18 protein-coding genes are annotated in these 19,711 nt (G+C 65.1%); 7 read left to right on the top strand and 11 right to left on the bottom strand.

The window, feature by feature from the left end; genetic code table 11:
• Positions 1 to 181: 181 nt before the first annotated feature.
• On the bottom strand, positions 182 to 925 hold the full coding sequence (locus H926_RS28185) for an ImuA family protein (RefSeq protein WP_022677281.1): 744 nt from the start codon (positions 923 to 925) through the stop codon (positions 182 to 184).
• 129 nt (positions 926 to 1,054) lie between these two features.
• Between H926_RS28185 and H926_RS28180 the strand changes: the two genes are divergently transcribed.
• Together H926_RS28180 and H926_RS0116375 are read left to right on the top strand one after the other, a co-directional pair.
• Positions 1,055 to 1,330, top strand: coding sequence for a DUF1778 domain-containing protein (locus H926_RS28180; RefSeq protein ID WP_022677280.1), 276 nt, complete (start codon positions 1,055 to 1,057; stop codon positions 1,328 to 1,330).
• On the top strand, positions 1,312 to 1,815 hold the full coding sequence (locus tag H926_RS0116375) for a GNAT family N-acetyltransferase (RefSeq protein WP_022677279.1): 504 nt from the start codon (positions 1,312 to 1,314) through the stop codon (positions 1,813 to 1,815). The genes H926_RS28180 and H926_RS0116375 overlap by 19 nt, the downstream gene beginning before the upstream one ends.
• Before the next feature lie 4 nt (positions 1,816 to 1,819).
• Here the strand turns inward: H926_RS0116375 and H926_RS0116370 are convergent, their stop codons facing one another.
• The gene (locus H926_RS0116370) at positions 1,820 to 3,322 is read right to left on the bottom strand and encodes a CoA-acylating methylmalonate-semialdehyde dehydrogenase (RefSeq protein WP_022677278.1); all 1,503 of its coding nucleotides are present in this window, start codon (positions 3,320 to 3,322) and stop codon (positions 1,820 to 1,822) included.
• Between the two features lie 104 nt (positions 3,323 to 3,426).
• Between H926_RS0116370 and H926_RS0116365 the strand changes: the two genes are divergently transcribed.
• The gene (locus tag H926_RS0116365; protein ID WP_028658127.1) at positions 3,427 to 4,329 is read left to right on the top strand and encodes a LysR family transcriptional regulator; all 903 of its coding nucleotides are present in this window, start codon (positions 3,427 to 3,429) and stop codon (positions 4,327 to 4,329) included.
• A gap of 72 nt (positions 4,330 to 4,401) precedes the next feature.
• Positions 4,402 to 6,444 (top strand): M3 family metallopeptidase, encoded by a 2,043-nt coding sequence (locus H926_RS0116360; protein ID WP_022677276.1) that lies wholly within the window; start codon positions 4,402 to 4,404, stop codon positions 6,442 to 6,444.
• Between the two features lie 118 nt (positions 6,445 to 6,562).
• Here the strand turns inward: H926_RS0116360 and H926_RS0116355 are convergent, their stop codons facing one another.
• From H926_RS0116355 to cyoA, 7 genes are all read right to left on the bottom strand, one after another.
• Entirely contained in the window at positions 6,563 to 7,126 is a 564-nt protein-coding gene (locus H926_RS0116355; RefSeq protein WP_043609993.1) for a response regulator transcription factor, read from the bottom strand.
• Between the two features lie 2 nt (positions 7,127 to 7,128).
• Positions 7,129 to 8,430: an ATP-binding protein gene (locus H926_RS0116350; protein WP_051146404.1), complete on the bottom strand. Its 1,302-nt coding sequence runs from the start codon at positions 8,428 to 8,430 to the stop codon at positions 7,129 to 7,131.
• Positions 8,427 to 9,140: an SURF1 family protein gene (locus H926_RS0116345; RefSeq protein ID WP_022677273.1), complete on the bottom strand. Its 714-nt coding sequence runs from the start codon at positions 9,138 to 9,140 to the stop codon at positions 8,427 to 8,429. The genes H926_RS0116350 and H926_RS0116345 overlap by 4 nt, the downstream gene beginning before the upstream one ends.
• Positions 9,141 to 9,142: 2 nt before the next feature.
• On the bottom strand, positions 9,143 to 9,550 hold the full coding sequence (gene cyoD / locus H926_RS0116340; protein WP_022677272.1) for a cytochrome o ubiquinol oxidase subunit IV: 408 nt from the start codon (positions 9,548 to 9,550) through the stop codon (positions 9,143 to 9,145).
• Complete coding sequence (gene cyoC, locus H926_RS0116335) at positions 9,547 to 10,203, bottom strand: cytochrome o ubiquinol oxidase subunit III (protein ID WP_022677271.1); 657 nt, start codon at positions 10,201 to 10,203, stop codon at positions 9,547 to 9,549. Before cyoC ends, cyoD begins: the two co-directional genes overlap by 4 nt.
• The gene (gene cyoB, locus H926_RS0116330) at positions 10,200 to 12,245 is read right to left on the bottom strand and encodes a cytochrome o ubiquinol oxidase subunit I (protein ID WP_051146403.1); all 2,046 of its coding nucleotides are present in this window, start codon (positions 12,243 to 12,245) and stop codon (positions 10,200 to 10,202) included. The genes cyoC and cyoB overlap by 4 nt, the downstream gene beginning before the upstream one ends.
• 71 nt (positions 12,246 to 12,316) lie before the next feature.
• The gene (cyoA, locus tag H926_RS28175) at positions 12,317 to 13,519 is read right to left on the bottom strand and encodes a ubiquinol oxidase subunit II (protein WP_022677269.1); all 1,203 of its coding nucleotides are present in this window, start codon (positions 13,517 to 13,519) and stop codon (positions 12,317 to 12,319) included.
• Between the two features lie 168 nt (positions 13,520 to 13,687).
• Here cyoA and H926_RS0116320 point away from each other — a divergent pair, with 168 nt between their 5' ends.
• Positions 13,688 to 15,001 carry an MFS transporter gene (locus tag H926_RS0116320; protein ID WP_022677268.1) on the top strand — a complete coding sequence of 438 codons (1,314 nt, stop codon included), beginning with the start codon at positions 13,688 to 13,690 and terminating at the stop codon, positions 14,999 to 15,001.
• 184 nt (positions 15,002 to 15,185) lie between these two features.
• Here the strand turns inward: H926_RS0116320 and H926_RS0116315 are convergent, their stop codons facing one another.
• Together H926_RS0116315 and H926_RS0116310 are read right to left on the bottom strand one after the other, a co-directional pair.
• Positions 15,186 to 16,040, bottom strand: coding sequence for a bifunctional 5,10-methylenetetrahydrofolate dehydrogenase/5,10-methenyltetrahydrofolate cyclohydrolase (locus H926_RS0116315; RefSeq protein ID WP_022677267.1), 855 nt, complete (start codon positions 16,038 to 16,040; stop codon positions 15,186 to 15,188).
• 462 nt (positions 16,041 to 16,502) lie between these two features.
• Positions 16,503 to 18,140 carry an NAD(P)/FAD-dependent oxidoreductase gene (locus H926_RS0116310; RefSeq protein WP_022677266.1) on the bottom strand — a complete coding sequence of 546 codons (1,638 nt, stop codon included), beginning with the start codon at positions 18,138 to 18,140 and terminating at the stop codon, positions 16,503 to 16,505.
• 52 nt (positions 18,141 to 18,192) lie between these two features.
• Between H926_RS0116310 and H926_RS0116305 the strand changes: the two genes are divergently transcribed.
• Positions 18,193 to 19,434 carry a dipeptidase gene (locus H926_RS0116305; RefSeq protein WP_022677265.1) on the top strand — a complete coding sequence of 414 codons (1,242 nt, stop codon included), beginning with the start codon at positions 18,193 to 18,195 and terminating at the stop codon, positions 19,432 to 19,434.
• Between the two features lie 46 nt (positions 19,435 to 19,480).
• Positions 19,481 to 19,702, top strand: coding sequence for a hypothetical protein (locus H926_RS0116300; protein WP_022677264.1), 222 nt, complete (start codon positions 19,481 to 19,483; stop codon positions 19,700 to 19,702).
• Positions 19,703 to 19,711: the final 9 nt, after the last annotated feature.

Below are 19,711 nucleotides of genomic sequence, written 5' to 3'. Positions count from 1 at the left end.
CGGATCATGGGGCAGGGTGAGCAGATCGGGGCAGCGGGCGCGCGCATCAGCCAGGGTCATGCCAGGGGCGAGGCCGTGTCGAGCGGCGTCGCGCTCTACCGCCATCAGGCGCAACGCCTGGCCACTGCGCGCCACCAGGGCCAGCGGCACGCCTGCGGGCAGCGGGTCTGCCGATGTGGCCCTAACCCGCTCGCAGGGCAGCCAGGGGAAGTACAGCGCCAGATGGCGCCGCCTGTCCGTTTTCGCTCCGGTTGGAGGTGCCGGTGGTGTCCCGGAAACCGCCATGTTGTTCATCCCATTGCAAATGCCACGTTTGCCCAGCCGGCCCACCCCGCCAGCGCAGCGCCTCTACTGCCAAAGCCGGCAAGCCGGGCGGGCGCACTTGGGCACCCGGTGGCGCTGTGAGGGGTTGGGATGGCGCACTGGCAACCTGCCAGCGGGTATGTGCGGCGCTGGGCTGCGCCTTGGCGGCATGGCGCAACAGCACGACCGGCGTTTGCGTGCGTTCGGCAGCCAGCACGAAGCGCCGGCTGGCCGTCAGGTCATAGCCTTTCAAGGGCCCCTCGCTTTCCAGCAAGACCAGCGCCAGGCCAGGGCAGCGTGCGCCCTCCAGCCCGGCGCGCAGCAGAGTGGCAGCGTCGCCTGCCTCTACCAGCAGCAGCCGCGCCGGATCGATACCCAGCAACATCAGTCCTTCACCGTAAAGCGCCAGTGACGGGCGCCCGCCACTGCGCACCATCAGCACGGTGCCACTGCGATTCGCCGCGCCCAGCCCCAAGGCAAAGGCAAGCCCCGCCGCGCGATCATCACCTTGCCCATGCACTTCATGCACTTGGCCCGCCGCCAGCACAGGCACGGGACGCTGCAAGGCCGGGCGCAGGCGCCAGGCCGGGGTGGTGAGGATCGAGGCGGAAACACTTTCCATGTTCCTATTATGTTCCATTTCTCACTCCCTGTCGAGGCTGGCCGTTGGAACAGGTGGGGATAGGGTTGCGATTGTATTGACATTGTACATACAAAGGCGGATATTCACGCCATGGACCAGTCTCCCCAAATGATCCCAAGCAAGGGCAGCATCAATCTGCGGATCGAGGCTGCCACCCGCCAGCTTATTGACGAAGCAGCGGCCATTCTGGGCAAGACCCGCACCGAATTCATGATCGAAAGCGCGCGCCAACAAGCGATCGACGTCTTGCTCGATCAGCGATTGTTCGCACTGGAAAGCCAGGACCATGCGGCCTTCATGGCCGCGCTGGACAATCCGCCCGAGCCTGGCCCAAGGCTGAAGGCACTGATGCGGCGGGTGCCGACATGGCAACGGGAAGACTGACTGCGCCAGTCCCTCTGGCCGATGACCATGAGGTTGACGAGTTCGATTGCGGAGAGCCGGCGCTCAATGCCTGGTTGCGGCAGAAGGCGCGTCGCAACGAGGGGCGCTTCGCGCGTACCTATGTGGTATGCGATGATCGCAGAGTGGCGGCCTATGTGTGTATCCTGGCAGGTGCAGTAGAGCGGCGGGAAGCACCATCCCGCCTGCGCCGAAACGCGCCTGATCTGATCCCGGTATCGATCATCGGGCGCCTTGCGGTGAATCGGCGCCATGCCGGCCAGGGCTTGGGAAGCGATTTGCTGGCCGATGCCCTGCGCCGCATAGCCTTGGCGGCACAAAGCATCGGCATCGGCGCGGTGATGGTTCACGCCAAGAATGAGCAGGCTCGGCGCTTTTACCTGAAATGCGCCGACTTCCTGGAATATCCGGCCGATAGCCGAACCCTGTTCCTGCCCATAGAGACGCTGATCGCGGCTCTACCGTGATGCTTCACTTCATCGTCGGGATCACGAAGCTCTGGTCCACCACATCGCCCGAGGTGCTGGGCCAGCGCTGGGTCACGGTCTTGGTGCGGGTGTAGAAGCGCACGCCGTCCATGCCGTATTGGTTGAGATCGCCAAAGCCTGAGCGCTTCCACCCGCCAAAGCTGTGATAGGCGACCGGCACCGGGATCGGCACGTTGATGCCAACCATGCCCACTTCCACCTTGGCGGCAAAGTTGCGGGCGGCGGCGCCATTGCGGGTGAACATGGCCACGCCATTGCCATAGGCGTGGTTGGTGGCTAGCGCGATGGCTTCATCGACATCTTGCGCACGCACGATCTGCAGCACCGGGCCGAAGATTTCCTCCTGGTAGCTGCGCATTTCCGGCGTCACGCGGTCAAACAACGTGGGGGCCAGGAAATTTCCGTTTTCATAGCCTTGCAGCGAGAAGCCGCGGCCATCGACGACCAGTTCGGCGCCTTCGTCCACGCCCATCTGGATATAGCTTTCGATCCGCGCCTTGTGCTGGGCGGTCACGACCGGGCCATAGTGGGCGGCTTCATCGGTGGAAATGCCCACCTTGAGGCCGGCGATCCCGTCGATCAGGCGGGCGCGCAGTTCCTCGGCGGTCTTGTCACCCACCGGCACCACCACCGGCAGGGCCATGCAGCGTTCGCCTGCCGAGCCATAGGCGGCGCCGAGAATGTCGCTGACTACCTGGTCGAAATCGGCATCGGGCAGCACGATGCCATGGTTCTTGGCACCGCCCATGCACTGCATGCGCTTGCCCGCGTGGGCGCCGCGCTGATAGACATAATTGGCGATATCGGACGAGCCGACGAAGCTGACCGCCTTGATGCGCGGGTGATCGAGCACGGCATCGACCGCCACCTTGTCACCATGCACCACGTTGAACAGGCCGGCCGGGCCGCCTGCCTCGATGAACAGTTCCGCCAGCATTACTGGCACCGAGGGATCGCGTTCCGACGGCTTGAGAATGAAGGCATTGCCGGTGGCGAGCGCCGGGCCGCACATCCACAGCGGGATCATCGCGGGGAAATTGAACGGGGTGATGCCGGCGACCACGCCCAGCGGCTGACGCATCGAGAACACGTCGATCCCCGGCCCGGCGCCTTCGGTATATTCGCCCTTGAGCAGGTGGGGAATGGCGCAGACGAACTCGATCACTTCCAGCCCGCGCTGCACATCACCCTTGGCGTCGGCGATCACCTTGCCATGTTCGGCGGAGAGAGCATGGGCGAGCTTGTCCATGTCACGCTCGATCAGGCGCTTGAATTCGAACATCACGCGGGCACGGCGCTGCGGGTTGAGCGCGGCCCATTCCGGCTGCACGGCGGCAGCGAGGGCAACGGCCTGATCCACATCGCCTTCGCTCGCCAGGCCAACCTGGGCCTGCACTTCGCCGGTGTTGGGATCGAAAACGTCGCTCTTGCGGCCAGAGGTGGCGGCAACGGCGGCACCGTTCAGGAAATGGTCGATCTGGCGCATGGCAACACTCCCGGGAAAAGTCTGATGCCTGGTTGTAGAACGTGCAGGAATATCCTGATACAGGCAATTTTGCCAAACAGGCCGTGCAAATTTACAGGAACACCATGCGCATTCGCCAGTGGGACGACTTGAGGATCTTTCTGGAAGTGGCCCGCCACGGCCGCCTGACCGGGGCGGCGCGGGCGCTGGGGCTGGATCATTCCACTGTCTCGCGGCGGCTCGACGGCCTGGAAAGCGGGCTGGGCGCGCGCCTGGTCGATCGTTCGCCCAGCGGCGCGCGGCTGACCGAGGCGGGCCGGGCGCTCCTGCTGCATGCCGAGCGGATCGAGGCGGAAACCCATGCCGCCGACAGCGCGCTGGGCGGGGTGGATACCGAATTGACCGGGACAGTGCGGGTGGCGACGCCGGCTGCCTTTGGCACCTATCTGGTGGCGCCGCGCATTCCGCTGTTCATGGCCCGCCATCCCCGCATCGAGCTGGAACTGGCGCCAGAAACCCGCGCGGTCAGCCTGTCCCAGCGCGAGGCAGACCTGGCCGTGACGCTCAAGCGGCCACCGCGCGGGCGGCTCTATGCCCGGCAACTGGCGGCTTTCACCGTGGGGTTCTATGCCGCGCCGGCCTATCTGGAGCAGCATGGTGTGCCACGCAGCGTGGCAGACCTGTCGCAGCACCGGCTGATTTCCTATATCGACGATCTGATCGATTGGCCCGAACTGCGCTATCTCGATGAAGTGGCACCGGGCGTGCAGGCGCAGTTCCGCTGCACATCGGCCACGGTGCAACTGGCGGCGGTGCAGGCGGGCGGGGGCGTGGGCCTGCTGCACACTTTTGCCGCCGATGGTGATCCTGGCCTGGTGCGGGTCTTGCCCGATGTGGCCGTGCCGCGCGCCTACTGGCTGGTGGTGCATGCCGAACTGCGCCGCCTGCCGCGTGTGCGGGCGGTGGCGGAATTCCTGGAAGAAGCCGCACATGCCGCCGGATACGGGGCCGCGCGCAACGCAAAATAAGCGGGTGCCGGGGCAGACAAGCGCAGATGGCCTTCCTATCTAGGCCGCAAGACACCTTGCCGGAGCGCACCTTTGACCGATACTGCCACGCTCGACGCTGCCTTTCCCCTGCTGGCCACGCATGGCCAACCGCGCTTTGCGCAAATCCGCGCCGATGACATCGTGCCCGCCATCACTGCCGCGATCGCCGATCACCAGGCCGCCATGGCCGCGTGCGTGGCGCGGGCCGGCGATCCAGCCATGCTGGCGTTCAAGGAAGAAGCAGATCGCCGCATCAGCGAGGCGTGGGGCGTGGTCGGCCATCTGCTGGCGGTGACCAACACCCCGGAATTGCGTGCCGCGCAGGCACAGGCGCAGCCGCTGATCGCCGCGCATTTTGCCGCCGTGGGCCAGGACCGCGCGCTCTATGAGGCGATCCGCGCGATCGATCCGGCCGCGCTTGATCCGCTGGCGGCACGCGCCCGCGAACTGGCACTGCGCGATTTCGAGCTTTCGGGCGTGGCGCTCGATGGTGATGACGCGCGCGACTTTGCCGAAAACCAGGTGGAGCAGGGCCGCCTGGCGACCGAATATGCCAATGCGGTGATGGACGCGACCGAGGCCTGGAGCCTGCACGTGACCGACGCCGCCCGCCTGGCCGGCATTCCGGAGGCTGACCTTGCCGGCATGGCAGCAGCGGCGCGGGCGAAGGGCCATGACGAGGGCTGGCTGATCACGCTGCATGCCCCGGTGGTGGTGGCGGTGCTGACCTATGCCCAGGATCGCGCGCTGCGCCACGAGGTACAGCAAGCCTATGCCACGCGCGCATCGGACCAGGGGCCCAACGCCGGCGAGTTTGACAACGGGCCGCGCATGGCCGCGCTGCTGGCCTTGCGCGCCAAGGCGGCGCAGCTGCTGGGCCAGGGCGATGCCGCAAGCCTGTCGCTGGCCACCAAGATGGCCGAAAGCCCCGATGCAGTGGAAGCGTTCCTGACCGACCTTGCCGCGCGCACCCGCCCGCTGGCCCAGGCCGAACTGGCCGATCTGGCCGAATTTGCCCGTAGCGAGCTGGGCATCGAGACGCTCGAACCCTGGGATATGGGCTTTGCCACCGAGCGCGCGCGCCTTGCCCGCCATGCGCTCGATCAGTCCGAGGTGCGCCGCTACCTGCCGCTCGACAAGGTGCTGCCGGCGCTGTTCGGCCATGTGGAGCGGCTGTTCGGCGTGGTGTTCAAGGAAGTGCCGGGCAGCGGCCTGTGGCATGATGACGTGCGCCAGTTCGACCTGTTCCGCGCCGGCGCGGATGCTCCGTTTGCCCGGCTCTATGCCGATTTCTTTGCGCGCGAGGGCAAGCGCGGCGGCGCCTGGATGAACGTGTGCCGCTCGCCCAGCCGGGCCGCCGATGGGGCGCAGATGCCGGTGGCCTACCTCATCACCAATTTCGCCCAGGCCGCGCCGGGCAAGCCGGCGTTGCTCCAGCATGCCGACGTGGTGACCCTGTTCCACGAGATGGGGCACTGCCTGCATCATCTGCTGGGCGAGGGCGACATCCCCTCAATCGGCGGGATCAGCGGGGTGGAATGGGATGCAGTGGAACTGCCCAGCCAGTTCCTCGAAAACTTTGCCTATGATCCTGCCGTGCTCAAGGCGGCATCCGCGCACGAGGAAACGGGCGAACCGCTGCCCGATGCCTTGATCGAGCGCCTCAACGCCGCGCGCGGTTTCATGGGCGCGCTGGCGGTGCTGCGCCAGATCGAATTCGCGCTGTTCGATATTCGCCTGCACCGCGCTGCTGCCGATGCGCCCGATGTGCAGGGGCTGCTCGACGCCGTGCGGGCCGAGGTGGCGGTGATGCGCTATCCGGCGTGGAACCGCTTTGCCCATGCCTTTAGCCATATCTTTGCCGGCGGCTATGCGGCGGGGTACTATTCCTACCTCTGGGCCGAACTGCTCTCGTCCGACGCCTATGAGCAGTTTGCAGCGGCGCCAGAGCGGCAGGCTGAACTGGGCGCCGCATTCCGGCGCGAAGTGCTGTCGCAAGGCGGTGGCCGCCCGGCAATGGACAACTATGTGGCGTTTCGCGGCGGCGCGCCCGATCCTGGGGCGCTGCTGCGGGTGCGCGGTTTGGCGGCCTGAGCGATTGAATTATAAGTAATTACCGTCACCCCGGGCTTTGCCCCGGGGTCCCGCTTTTTTGGACGGTGGAATAGTAAAGCGGGACCCCGGATCAAGTCCGGGGTGACGAAGAATAAAGTTACCGCAGCGGCCGCTTTTCCAGCTTTCTTGCCAGGGTGCGGCGGTGCATGCCGAGGCGCCGCGCGGCTTCGGAAATGTTGAAATCGCATTCCACCAGGGTGGAGTGGATATATTCCCATTCCACCGTCTTGATCGAGGTCTTGCGCGTATCGAGCGGCACGGTGGGATCGCCGCCGACGCGGCCAAAGGCTTCCTCGATATCGTCGGTGTTGGCGGGCTTGGCCAGATAGTGCGCCGCGCCCAGCTTGATCGCTTCCACCGCCGTGGCGATCGAGGCGAAGCCGGTAAGGACGACGATACGCGTCTCGGGATCGCGTTCGGCCAGCATCTGCACGCAGGTGAGGCCAGAGCCAGTGCCGAGCTTGAGGTCCACCACCGCGAACTGGAAATCGTGCGCATCGAGCAGCACTTCCAGTTCATCGGGGCTGGCGGCATGCTCTACCGCATAGCCGCGCCGTTCGAACGAGCGGCGCAGGGTGCGGGCAAAGGCGGGATCGTCTTCCACGATCACCAGGGGCAGGGCTTCGTCCTGCGCAGTGAGTTCCAGTTCGGGATCGGGCATGTTCATTCCCCCGTGCGATAGGCCAGCGAGGCCATCGGGATTTCCAGGCGCACCATCGCGCCGCGTGCCGTGCGGTTCTTCACTTCTACCCGGCCGCCCAGCTTGCGTACCACGTTGACGACCAGGAACAGCCCCAGCCCGCCGCCGTCACGGCCCTTGGTGGAGTTGTAGGGGCGGCCAATCGATTCCAGCATGTCGGGCGCGAAACCGGGGCCGAGATCGAGCACGGTCAGCACGATGTCGCCCCCGGTCATCTCGGCGCGGATTTCCACGAAATCGGGCGAGACTTCCAGGGCATTGTCGATGACATTGCCGATGATCTGGCGCAGCGCGGGATCGGCCACGATCGGGTGATCGGTCTCCACCATGTTGCGCAGGCGGATCACGCCATGGCCGCGCTCGTTCCATTCAGCCGCGATGGTGGCCAAGAAGTCTCCCAAGGTGGTGATCTGCGGGTTTTCGCCGCGCGCTTCCCCGGCACTGAGCAGGATGCCCGAGAGGATCGATTTGCAGCGCTTGAGTTCGGAAGCCATGTCCTGCAACTCTTCGCGCAAGTCCTGGTCGGCCATGATCGCGGGATGGCGCTGCCAATCGCCCAGGATGACCGACATCGTCGCCATCGGCGTGCCCAGTTCGTGCGCCGCGCCCGAGGCAAGCAGGCCTAGGCGCACGATATGCTGTTCCTCGGTCGCCTGCTGGCGCAAGGCGGCCAGCGCCGTCTCGCTCTGCCGCCGGTTGCGGTCCATGCGGATCACGAAGAACACCAGCAGCGCGGCGACCAGCGCAAAGCAGACGAGATTGCCCAGTTGGAACAGCTCGATCGTGCCATCGAAGGTGCCGGTGGGCAGATCGAGCGGGCGATGGACGAAAGCCAGCCGGGTGACGATCAGTGCGGCCATCCCCGCCACGATCGCGCTCCAATTGGGCGGCAGCAGGATTGCGGCGATCACGATCTGCATCAGGAACAGGAACGTGAAAGGGTTGGAGGTGCCGCCGCTGAAATAGAGCTGCCAGGCCAGCGCCAGCATATCGAGGGTGAGCGCGCCAAGCAGTTCGACATGGCTGTAGCCCTCGCGCCCGCGATCGAGCAGCAGGGTCAGGCCATTGATCACCACCATCAGCACCGGCACGGCCACCAGCGGCGCCACATCGAGCTTGACGCCCAGCACCCGCACGCTGACCCAGATCGCCACAAGCTGGCCCACGGCAGCAACCCAGCGCAGTTGCACCAGCAGCGCCATGTTGCGCGCGCTGGCCGCGGGATAGATCGGACGGGTGGAGGAAAGGGGCGGGGTGGCGCTCATCGCGCCTTGCGCCATACCATGATTGCCGCGCCAAGCGAGAGGGCGCAAAGGGCAAACCAGGTCAGCGCATAGGACAGGTGATTGTTGGGAAACGCGATGACCGTGAGGCCGGGCACCGGCACGGGCTGGGCTGTGGGACGCGGCGTTTCCACTTGCGCGTCGAGGAAATAGCGCGGCTCTGCCACGACCCCGCGGCGCATGTTCATGACCGGCAGATCGCGCGCATACCAGCGCTCTGCCTCGGGCCGGTTGGCGCGAAGGAACGTGCCCTTGGGCTCGCTCGGGCGGATCAGGCCGATGATGGAAACGGGGGTAACGGGAACGGCGCGGCGGGCGGTATCGAGCCGGGTGCCCATCGGCACGAAGCCACGGTTGATCCACACCGGGGCCCGGCCGGGCGTGGCCAGTGGCACCATGACCCAATAGCCATTGCCCAGCGTGCTGGTGGCCGTGGCCAGAACGGTGGCGACGGGCAGGAACTGGCCGGTGATCGCGACGCGATGATAGGCAAGCCGATCAATGGCGCCAGCGGGCACGGCGGCGATGGAGACAGGCGCTGCATGCACGGCGCGCGTCACATCGGCAATCAGCGCTTCTTTCCAGGCGAGGCGCTTTACCTGCCAGATGCCCAGGCCGGCAAACACCAGCGCCAGGACCAGCAGAATCGAAACGGGCAGCAAGCGCTGCCTGCTGCCCGTTTGCGAAGTCATGATCAGTCCATCTGCTCGGCGTGCATCGGCATCATGTTGTGGTTCATGTGGTACATCACCCACATCGAACCAGAGATGACGATCAGCACGACCACGGCGGTGAAGATCAGGGCCAGCATGTTCCAGCCCCCTTCGGCCTTGCCGTTCATGTGCAGGAAGTAGATCATGTGGACCACCACCTGCACCACGGCAAAGGCCGCGATGACAATGGCGGTGGTGTTCTTGTCGGCAATGGCGCCGCTCATCACCAGCCAGAACGGAATGGCGGTGAGCACCACCGACAGCACGAAGCCGATGACATATTCGCGCAGCGAGCCGTGCGGTTCATCATGGTGGTGGCCGATGGCGTGGGGATTGGCATCCCCGTGTGCGTGGCGGTGGGCCAGATCGGTATAGTTCTTCGCGCTCATCGCAGCATCCCCATCAGGTAGACGAAGGTGAAGACGCCGATCCACACGACGTCGAGGAAGTGCCAGAACAGCGACAGGCACATCAGGCGGCGCTTGTTGGCCTGGATCAGGCCCTTGCGCGAAACCTGCACCACCAGCGTGAACAGCCAGATCAGGCCGAACGTGACGTGCAGCCCGTGGGTGCCGACCAGCGTGAAGAACGCCGAAAGGAACGCGCTGCGCTGGGGCGTGGCGCCTTCGTGGATAAGGTTGGAGAATTCGTAGAGTTCGATCGACAGGAACGCCGCGCCGAACACGGCGGTGATCAGCAGCCACATCTGCGTCTGGCTGACCGAGCCGCGCTGCATCGCCAGCATGGCAAAGCCATAGGTGATCGACGAGAACAGCAGCATCGAGGTGTTCACCGCCACCAGGGGCAGCTCGAACAACTCGCGCGGGCCGGGCCCGGCGGCATAGTTGCCGCCGAGCACGCCGAACGCTGCGAACAGCATGGCGAAGATGAGACAGTCGCTCATCAGGTAGATCCAGAAGCCCAGCATGGTGCTGTGGCCTTCGGGATGGTCATGCTCGTTCAAGTCCCAGAACTTGCCCAGCTTGGTCAGCGAGGCAGGCAGGGGAGCCGAATGGCCCGAGCTATGGACAGCATCGCTCATGCGGCGGCTCCCTGGTTCTGGGCAAGGCGTTCCAGCTGGGCCGTACGCTGCGCCTCGACGGCGGCAACGTCTTCGGCCGGGATGTGGTAATCGCGCTTGTAGTTGAAGGTGTGGGCGATGGCGCTCACGAGCAGTGCCACGAAGCTGGCCCCGGCCATCCACCAGATATGCCAGATCAGGGCAAAGCCAAGCGCCGTGCTGATGCCAGCCAGGATCACGCCTGCACCCGTGTTGCTGGGCATGTGGATCGGGCGATAGCCATCAAGCGGACGGCCGACGCCGGCGCGCTTCATGTCTTCCCAGGCATCGAGATCGTGCACGATCGGGGTGAAGGCAAAGTTGTAGGCCGGCGGGGGCGAGCTGGTGGCCCACTCCAGCGTGCGGCCATTCCACGGATCGCCGCTTTCGTCCTTGAGCTCTTCGCGCTTCCAGATCGACACGCCATACTGCACGACCATCGCGCCGATGCCGGCGGCGATCAGCACCGCGCCCAGCAGGGCAACAATGAAGTAGGGCTGCAGGCTGGGATCGTCGAACACGCGGGTCCGGCGGGTCACGCCCATCAGGCCCATGATGTAGAGCGGGGTGAACGCCAGCCAGAAGCCCGGCACCCAGCACCAGAAGCTGACCTTGCCCCAGAACTGGTTGAGCTTGAAGCCAAAGGCCTTGGGCCACCAGTAGTTGATCGCGGCAAACGTACCGAACACCACGCCGCCGATGATCACGTTGTGGAAGTGCGCGATCAGGAACAGCGAGTTGTGCAGCACGAAGTCGGCCGGAGGCACGGCGAGCAGCACGCCGGTCATGCCGCCGATCGTGAAGGTGAGCATGAACGCCACCGTCCACATCATCGGCAGGTCAAAGCGGATGCGGCCGCGGTACATCGTGAACAGCCAGTTGAACAGCTTGGCCCCGGTGGGGATGGAGATCACCATGGTGGTGATGCCGAAGAAGCTGTTGACGCTGGCGCCCGAACCCATCGTGAAGAAGTGGTGCAGCCACACGACGTAGGACAGGATGGTGATAACCACGGTGGCATAGACCATCGAGGTATAGCCGAACAGGCGCTTGCCCGAGAACGTGGAGGTGACTTCCGAGAACACGCCGAAGATCGGCAGGATGAGGATGTAAACTTCCGGGTGGCCCCAGATCCAGATGAGGTTGACATACATCATCGGGCTGCCGCCGAAGTCGTTGGTGAAGAAGTTGGTCCCCACGTAACGGTCGAGCGAGAGCAGCACGAGAACGGCGGTCAGCACCGGGAAGGAGGCGACGATCAGCACGTTGGTGCACAGCGCGGTCCAGGTGAACACCGGCATGCGCATCAGTGTCATGCCCGGGGCGCGCATCTTGATGATCGTGGCGATCAGGTTGATGCCCGATAGCGTGGTGCCGACACCTGCCACCTGCAGCGACCAGATGTAATAGTCCACGCCAACGCCGGGGCTGTAGGCCAGGCCCGACAGCGGCGGGAAGGCCAGCCAGCCGGTCTGGGCAAATTCACCCAGGAACAGCGAGGCCATGACCAGCACGGCGCCGCCGGTGGTCATCCAGAAGCTGAAGTTGTTGAGGAACGGGAACGACACGTCGCGCGCGCCGATCTGCAGCGGCACGACATAGTTCATCAACCCGGTCACGAACGGCATCGCGGCAAAGAAGATCATGATCACGCCGTGGGCGGTGAACACCTGATCATAGTGGTGCGCGTTGAGATAGCCGTCGCTGCCGTTGAACGCCATCGCCTGCTGCAAGCGCATCATCAGCGCGTCGGCAAAGCCGCGCATGAACATCACCAGGCCCAGGATCATGTACATGACCCCGATCTTCTTGTGATCGACGCTGGTGAACCATTCTTTCCAGAGATAGCCCCAGAGGCGGAAATAGGTGAGGGCCCCCACTAGTGCGATCCCGCCAAGGATCACACCAACGAAGGTGACCGCCACGATCGGTTCGTGGAGGAAGGGAAGCTGCTCAAGGGAAATGCGTCCCAGGAGCGGAGACCACGGCGGTGGGGCAGTGGCGGGAAGGGGGACAGCGGTCATCGCAATATCCATCGGTCAGAAAAATGGGGCCGGATCAAATCTGGTGCGGCGTATCGGATCGGCAACCTGCCTCAAGAGGCAGGCTGCAGTAGCGGGCCGGCCAGGCTGACCCGGGGACCAGTTGCCTGGTTGATTCCGGCGCCACGCAGGCGATCGAGCGTCTTGGGCAGAGGCGCGTCACCGCTGGGTGCGGCCATCGGGCGGTTGTCGCTGCAATAGGCCTTCACGAAGCGGTCGGTCTGGGCCACGACGCTGCCAGGCAGGACTGCCGTTTCGGTGGCGCGGCCGTTCTTGTCATAGGTCAGCGCGGCCACGTTCAGGCGCGCTGCTTCCTTGCCCACGCCGCCCTTGGCGTCGAGCATGGCCATCTGGCTCATGCAGATCTTGCCGGGCTGCACGCACAGATCGACAACGGCGTTGAACAGATCGGGAGCGACGCCGGCATAGTGACGCACCGGATCGGCAATGCTGGGCTTGTCGAGCTGGAGATAGGCATCGCGGCTGAGCATGCCGTCGTTCTTGCCGGCCTTCACGCTGGCCACCCACTGGTCGAACTGCGCATCGGACACGGCACGCGTGGCAAAGTGCATCTGCGAGAAGCCCGCGCCGCTGAAGTGTGCGGAAATGCCCTTGAACGCGCCTTCCTGGTTGAACACGGCGTGCAGCTTGGTTTCCATGCCGGGCATGGTGTAGATCATGCCGGCCAGCGCGGGGACATAGAAGGTGTTCATGACGGTGGACGAGGTCATGCGGAAGCGCAGCGGCCGGCCGGCGGGAACCACCAGTTCATTGACCGTGGCGATGTTCTGTTCGGGATAGATGAACAGCCACTTCCAGTCCATCGACACCACTTCCACCTCTACCGGCTTGGCATTGGCGGCGACCGGGGTCTGCGCATCAATGCGCGAGATCGCGCGATAGGGATCGAGCAGGTGAGTGCCGACCCAGGTGACCGCGCCCAGCGCGATGATGATCATCAGCGGTGCGGCCCAGATCATCAGTTCCAGCTGGGTGGAGTGGTTCCAGTCCGGATCGTACTTGGCCTCGGTGTTGGTGGCGCGGTAACGCCACGCGAAAATGACAACCGTGGCCATGACAGGCACGACGATCAACAGCATGAGCAACGTGGCCACAATGACCAGATCGCCCTGCTGGCGAGCGACATCGCCCGCGGGGTTGAGCACGACCCAGTCGCAGCCGGCAAGCGGCAGGGCCAGGAGCGGGACGATGGCGCAGCGCAGCAGGCGCGCCCGATTCAAGAGTTTCGCACGCATGTGGCGCACCTAGAAGCGCTGGGCCGTGCAAACGATAGGACATTTTGTCCAATCCCCTTCGCGGCTGCACAAAGACAATAGGGCACATAAGGGCAGGTCGCATGCGTGCGGCCGGCCGGTCGGCGCGTTTGCGAGAAATGCGCGGGATCCAAGGAGTTTGTGTCAGTCATGACTGCTGCCGTAGTCGATAATCACGAAGGGCTGGGGAGCGATTCCCACGCCGGGCACGGTTCGATTTCCCCGGGCGAGATCGCCATCGGCGTGATCATCGGACGGACCTCGGAGTTCTTCGACTTCTTCGTCTATGCGATCGCCTCGGTGATCGTGTTCCCCAAGGTCTTCTTTCCTTACCTAGACCCGCTCAACGCCACGCTGGCGTCGTTTGCGGTGTTCCCGCTGGCGTTCATCGCCCGCCCGGTCGGCTCGCTGTTCTTCATGTGGCTTGACCGTGCATTCGGCCGTGGCTTCAAGCTGACGGTGGCGCTGTTCGGCCTGGGTGGCTCGACCGCGGCGATCGCGTTCCTGCCCGGCTATGCCGAAATCGGCCACAACGCGGTGCTGCTGCTCGCGCTGTTCCGCCTGGGCCAGGGCTTTGCGCTGGGCGGCACGTGGGATGGCCTGGCCTCGCTGCTGGCGCTCAACGCGCCGGCGGGCAAGCGTGGCTGGTATGCCATGATCCCGCAGCTGGGCGCGCCGCTTGGCCTGATCGTGGCCAGCCTGCTGTTCGCGTTCTTCACCGCCTCGCTGCCGGCTGACGATTTCCTGTCGTGGGGCTGGCGCTTCCCGTTCTTCGTGGCCTTTGCGATCAACGTGGTGGCGCTGTTCGCGCGCCTGCGCATCGTGGTGACGCCGGAATTCCAGCGCTTGTTCGAATCGCGTGACCTTGTCGCCGAAAGCGCGCTCGTCACCATCCGCGAACAGTGGAAGACCATCCTGATCGGCGCCTTTGCACCGCTCGCCAGCTTTGCGCTGTTCCACATGGTCACGGTGTTCCCGCTGTCGTGGGTGTTCATCTTCACCTCGGAAGAGCCGACCCGCTTCCTCACCATCGAAGCCATCGCCGCTGCCGTGGGCGTGGCCGCGATCGTCATCTCGGGCCTGGTGGCCGACCGCGTTGGCCGCCGCACGCTGCTCGGCTTCTCGGCCGCCGCGATTGCCGCGTTCTCGGGCTTTGCCCCGCAGTTGCTCGGCATTGGCGTGGCCGGCGAAGTGTCGTTCATGCTCACCGGCTTCGTGCTGCTGGGCATCTCGTTCGGGCAGTCTTCGGGTGCCGTGGCCGATGCCTTCGAAACCCGTCACCGCTACACCGGCTCGGCGCTGACCAGCGACTTGGCCTGGCTGCTGGGCGCGGGCTTTGCGCCCTATGCGGCGCTGTGGCTGTCGGCCAACTATGGCCTGCTGGCTTCGGGTGCCTACCTGCTGTCGGGCGCGATCGGCACGATCGTGGCGCTGTGGGCCAACCGCACCGCGGCGACCAACTGAGCCATCTGGCAAAGCAACAAGAAGGGGCGGTTCGGATCAATCCGAACCGCCCCTTTTTTTGTTCACCAACGGTGATCAGGCTTTTCTCCCCCTCTTCTTCAGAGGAGGGGGCGGGGGGGAAGCCTTGCGCTGTGCCTCGCACCACCCCCAACCCCCTCCTCTGAAGAAGAGGGGGTTTTTGCGGTCATGCGTGCCGTGCGGCCTGGACCGTGTTGCTCAGCAGGCAGGCGATGGTCATCGGCCCGACGCCACCGGGCACCGGCGTGACGGCACGGGCATGGGCCATTTCGTGCGCGGCGCAATCGCCCACCAGGCGCGTAGTACCATCGGCCTGGGCCACGCGGGTAATGCCAACGTCAATCACCACCGCGCCCGGCTTGATCCAATCGCCCTTGACCAGTTCCGGCGCACCGGCGGCGGCCACCACGATATCGGCCTTGCGCACGATATCGGGCAGGCCCTGGGTGGCAATGTGGGTGACCGTTACGGTGCACTCGCGCTCCAGCAGCAGCATGGCCACCGGCTTGCCGACGATGTTGGACTTGCCGATGACCACGGCATCGAGCCCGCGATAGTTGTCGATCACCGTATCGAGCAGCATCATGCAGCCCAGCGGCGTGCAGGGCACCAGGCCGCCGGTGCCGGTGGACAGGCGCCCGACATTGACCGGATGGAACCCATCCACGTCCTTGGCCGGATCAATCGCGTCGAGCACCTTGCCGGCATCGATCTGCGCCGGCAGCGGCAGCTGCACCAGGATGCCATGCACCGTGGCATCGGCATTGAGCGCGGCGATCAGGGCGAGCAGGTCTTCCTCTGCGGTATCGGCGGGCAGGCGATGCTCGATCGAATGGATGCCGACCTTGGCACACTGGCTGATCTTGCGCCCGACATAGACCTCGCTGGCCGGGTCATTGCCGACCAGCACCACGGCCAGGCCAGGAGCGCTGTGGCCTGCAGCCACCATCTGCGCCACCGCCTCTGCCGTCGTGACCGACAGTGCGCGGGCGATTGCCTTGCCATCGATGAGCGTTGCCATGTTCTCTCCCTTGACAGTTTGCCAATGCGGCTTGGTGCAGCACGCGCTCCTATCGCAAACATTGTATGTGTTGCATACAAATTTCGCCATCTCGCGCAGGCTACGGACAAAAAAAGGGCCGGTCGGAAATCCGATCGGCCCGGGAAGTTTTGGGAGAGGATGCCTGAAAGGCCTTATCTGGATGACCCAATCGCCGCGGCGAGGCAAATGCGTTTCACGCAACGCAACATGCATTTAATGCAATTCACTTCCTTGAAAACGCTGGATTGACAGCGGCAGCCAAGCAGAATCCCTGAAAATGCAAACGATTTTATGATTTTGCAGCGCAGCGCTGTCAGACCGCGATCCAGCCCAGAAAAAATACCAATCCAAAATGCATTGGTATGCATCTGTGGCCGCAACTGGCCGCAACGGCCTTGCAGGATGGCTCCTGCCGTCGCGCACCGTCGCCAAGGCCACGAATCACCCGGCCAAAAGGTCCTGCGCCAGCGCTTCTGCCGCGCGAATGCCGTCGACCGCCGCCGAAAGAATGCCGCCGGCATAGCCAGCGCCTTCGCCTGCCGGATAGAGCCCCCGGGTATTGAGGCTTTGCAGATCCTTGCCGCGGGTGATCCGCACTGGCGAAGACGTGCGCGTTTCCACCCCCGTCATCACCACATCGGGATGATCATAGCCCGCCATCTGCCGACCGAAGACGGGAAGCGCCTCGCGCAGCGCGTCGGTGACGAAATCGGGCAGGCATTCTTCCAGCGCGGTTAGATGCACGCCCGGCTGATAGGATGGCACGATGCTGCCGAACGCGCTGCTGGGCTTGCCGGCCAGGAAATCACCCACCTTCTGGCCCGGCGCCTGATAATTCGATCCGCCGGCCACGAAGGCCCGCTCTTCCCAATGGCGTTGCAGCGCAATGCCGGCCAGCGGATGGCCAGGGAAATCGCGCTCGGGCGTGATGTCCACCACCAGGCCCGAGTTGGCGTTGAATTCAGCGCGGGAATATTGGCTCATCCCGTTGGTCACCACGCGGCCTTCCTCGCTGGCGGCAGCGACCACGCGCCCGCCCGGGCACATGCAGAAGCTATAGACCGAACGCCCATTGCTGCACTGGTGCGCCAGGGCATAGGCCGCCGGCCCCAGGATGGGATGCTTGGCACAGGCGCCATAGCGGGCCTGATCGATCAGGCTTTGCGGATGCTCGATCCGCACGCCGATGGCAAAGGGCTTGGCCTCGATATGCACGCCGCGCTGATACAGCACTTCGAACGTATCGCGCGCCGAATGGCCGACCGCCATGATGACGCGGCGCGCGGGCAGGTATTCACCGTTGGACAAGTGCAGGCCGGCAAGGCGGCGCTCGCCGGCGGCGTCGGTCTCGACCGCAAAATCGTCCACCCGCGTGCCAAAGCGGTATTCGCCGCCCAGCTTCTCGATCGTCTCGCGCATCGACATGACCATCGTGACCAGGCGGAACGTGCCGATATGGGGGTGCGCTTCGGTCAGGATATCATCGGGCGCGCCGGCTTTCACGAACTCCACCAGCACCTTGCGGCCCAGGTGGCGCGGGTCCTTGATGCGGCTGTAGAGCTTGCCATCGGAAAAGGTGCCGGCGCCGCCTTCACCGAACTGCACGTTGGATTCCGGCGTCAGCACCGATTTGCGCCATAGCGCCCAGGTATCCTTGGTGCGTTCGCGCACGGCCTTGCCACGCTCGATGATGATCGGGCGCAGGCCCATCTGCGCCAGGATCAGCCCGGCCAGCAGGCCGCACGGGCCAGCACCGATCACCACCGGGCGCTCGCCTTCGCCCGCCTGCCACCCTTCGGGTGCGCGCACGGGAAAGCGGTAGGAAGTGTCGGGCGTGGGGCGCACATGATTGTCGCCAGCCAAGCGGACAAGCACTTCGGCCTCGTCCTGCGGGCTGAGCGTGACGTCAACCGCATAGACCAGCTGGATCGCGTTCTTGCGGCGCGCGTCGTTGCCGCGCTTGGCCACGGCATGGCGCAGGATCTGCGCTTCGGCCACGCCAAGCCGCGCGGCGATGGCCGGCAGCATGGCTTCGGGGGCGTGGTCGAGCGGCAGCTTGAGTTCGGTAAGGCGCAACATGGGGTGCGCCTCTACCCCTTGCGCCGCCAGAGGGAAAGCCGGATGAAGGGCCATGCGCTTCCTCCCCCTCGCGTTCGCTCCGCTTGCCGCCCTGCTGGCCTTGCCGGCCATGGCCGATGCCCCTGTGCCCACCAAGGCAGAGCGCACGCTGCACGAACGCCTGCTGACGCTCGATACCCACCTCGATACGCCGGCCTCGCTGGTCTTGCCGGGGTGGTCGATCGTGCAGCGCCACAGCGCCGGCGATGATTATACCCAGGTTGACGTGCCGCGCATGGTCGCGGGCGGGCTCGATGGTGGGTTCTGGGCGATCTATACGCCGCAGGGACCGCTCGATCCGGCCAGCACGCGCGCCGCGCGCGATTATGCGCTGCGCCGTGCCGTGGCGATCCACGCGATGGTCGCGGCCCATCCCCAGGACTTTGCCCTGGCAGACCGCGCCGCCGACGCCGCGCAGATCGCCGCCGGTGGCCGCCGCGTGGTCTATCTGTCGATCGAGAATGCCTGGCCGCTGGGCGATGATCCCACGCTGCTCCAGGCGTTCTACGCGCTGGGTGTGCGCATTTCCGGCTTTGCCCATTTCAAGACCAACCAGTTTGCCGACAGCAGCACCGACACGCCCAAGTGGGACGGGCTGAGCCCGGCAGGGGTGCAACTGCTGGCGGAAATGAACCGCCTGGGCGTGGTGCCCGATCTTTCGCACAGTTCCGACGCCGCGCTCGACGATGCGCTGCGCCTGTCAAAGACGCCGATCATCCTGACCCATTCGGGCTGCAAGGCGGTCTATGACCATCCGCGCAATATCGACGACGCGCATTTGCGCGCGCTGGCAGCGCAGGGTGGCGTCATCCAGATCAACTCGGTCTATGTCAAAAAGCTGGTGCAAAGCCCGCAACGCAAGGCCGCGCTTGATGCGCTGGAGCAACGCTTTCCCGAAGACCGCGTGTTGAGCGCGGCAGAGCGGGCCGATTATCTGGCGCAGCGCCATGCGATCGACAGGCAGTGGCCCGAGGTGCGCGCGGGCTTTGACGATGTGATGGCCAATCTGTTGCACGCCCTGAAAGTGGCGGGTGTCGATCATGTCGGCATCGGGCTGGATTGGGACGGCGGCGGCGGGGTGGCCGGCCTGGATGATGTGGCCGATCTGCCCAAGCTGACGGCTGCGCTGCTCCATGCCGGCTATAGCGAGGCGGACGTGGCCAAGATCTGGTCGGGCAACGTGCTGCGCGTGCTGGCCGCTGCACAAGCGGAGGCTGCGCGCGAACAGGCAATGGCCGGCGCTACCCTGCGCTAATTTTTGCAACGATCCGTTCCGATCATTGCGTTGGATCGATAGGGGGGTGGCAGCTATCATCGCCACCGACATGGCCGATCCCGTCCCGAACCACCGCGCCGCAGCGCCGCACGACGCCCAAGCGCTGCCCCGTACCGAGGCAGAGGCGCAAGCCCGCGCCGGGCAAGACGGGTGGCAGATTCCGGCGCCCTGCCTGCCCGGCGTTGTGGCGAACCTCGCGCTGCTGGCCCGCCATGCCGCGATCTTTGCCGGGGACGACCAGGCATGATTGCGGCGT

Source organism: Novosphingobium sp. B-7 (assembly GCF_000410615.1).
GTDB classification, from domain to species: Bacteria; Pseudomonadota; Alphaproteobacteria; order Sphingomonadales; family Sphingomonadaceae; genus Novosphingobium; species Novosphingobium capsulatum.
The sequence above is the reverse complement of the archived record's forward strand: the minus strand, read 5'-3'. Positions and strand labels throughout refer to the sequence as shown.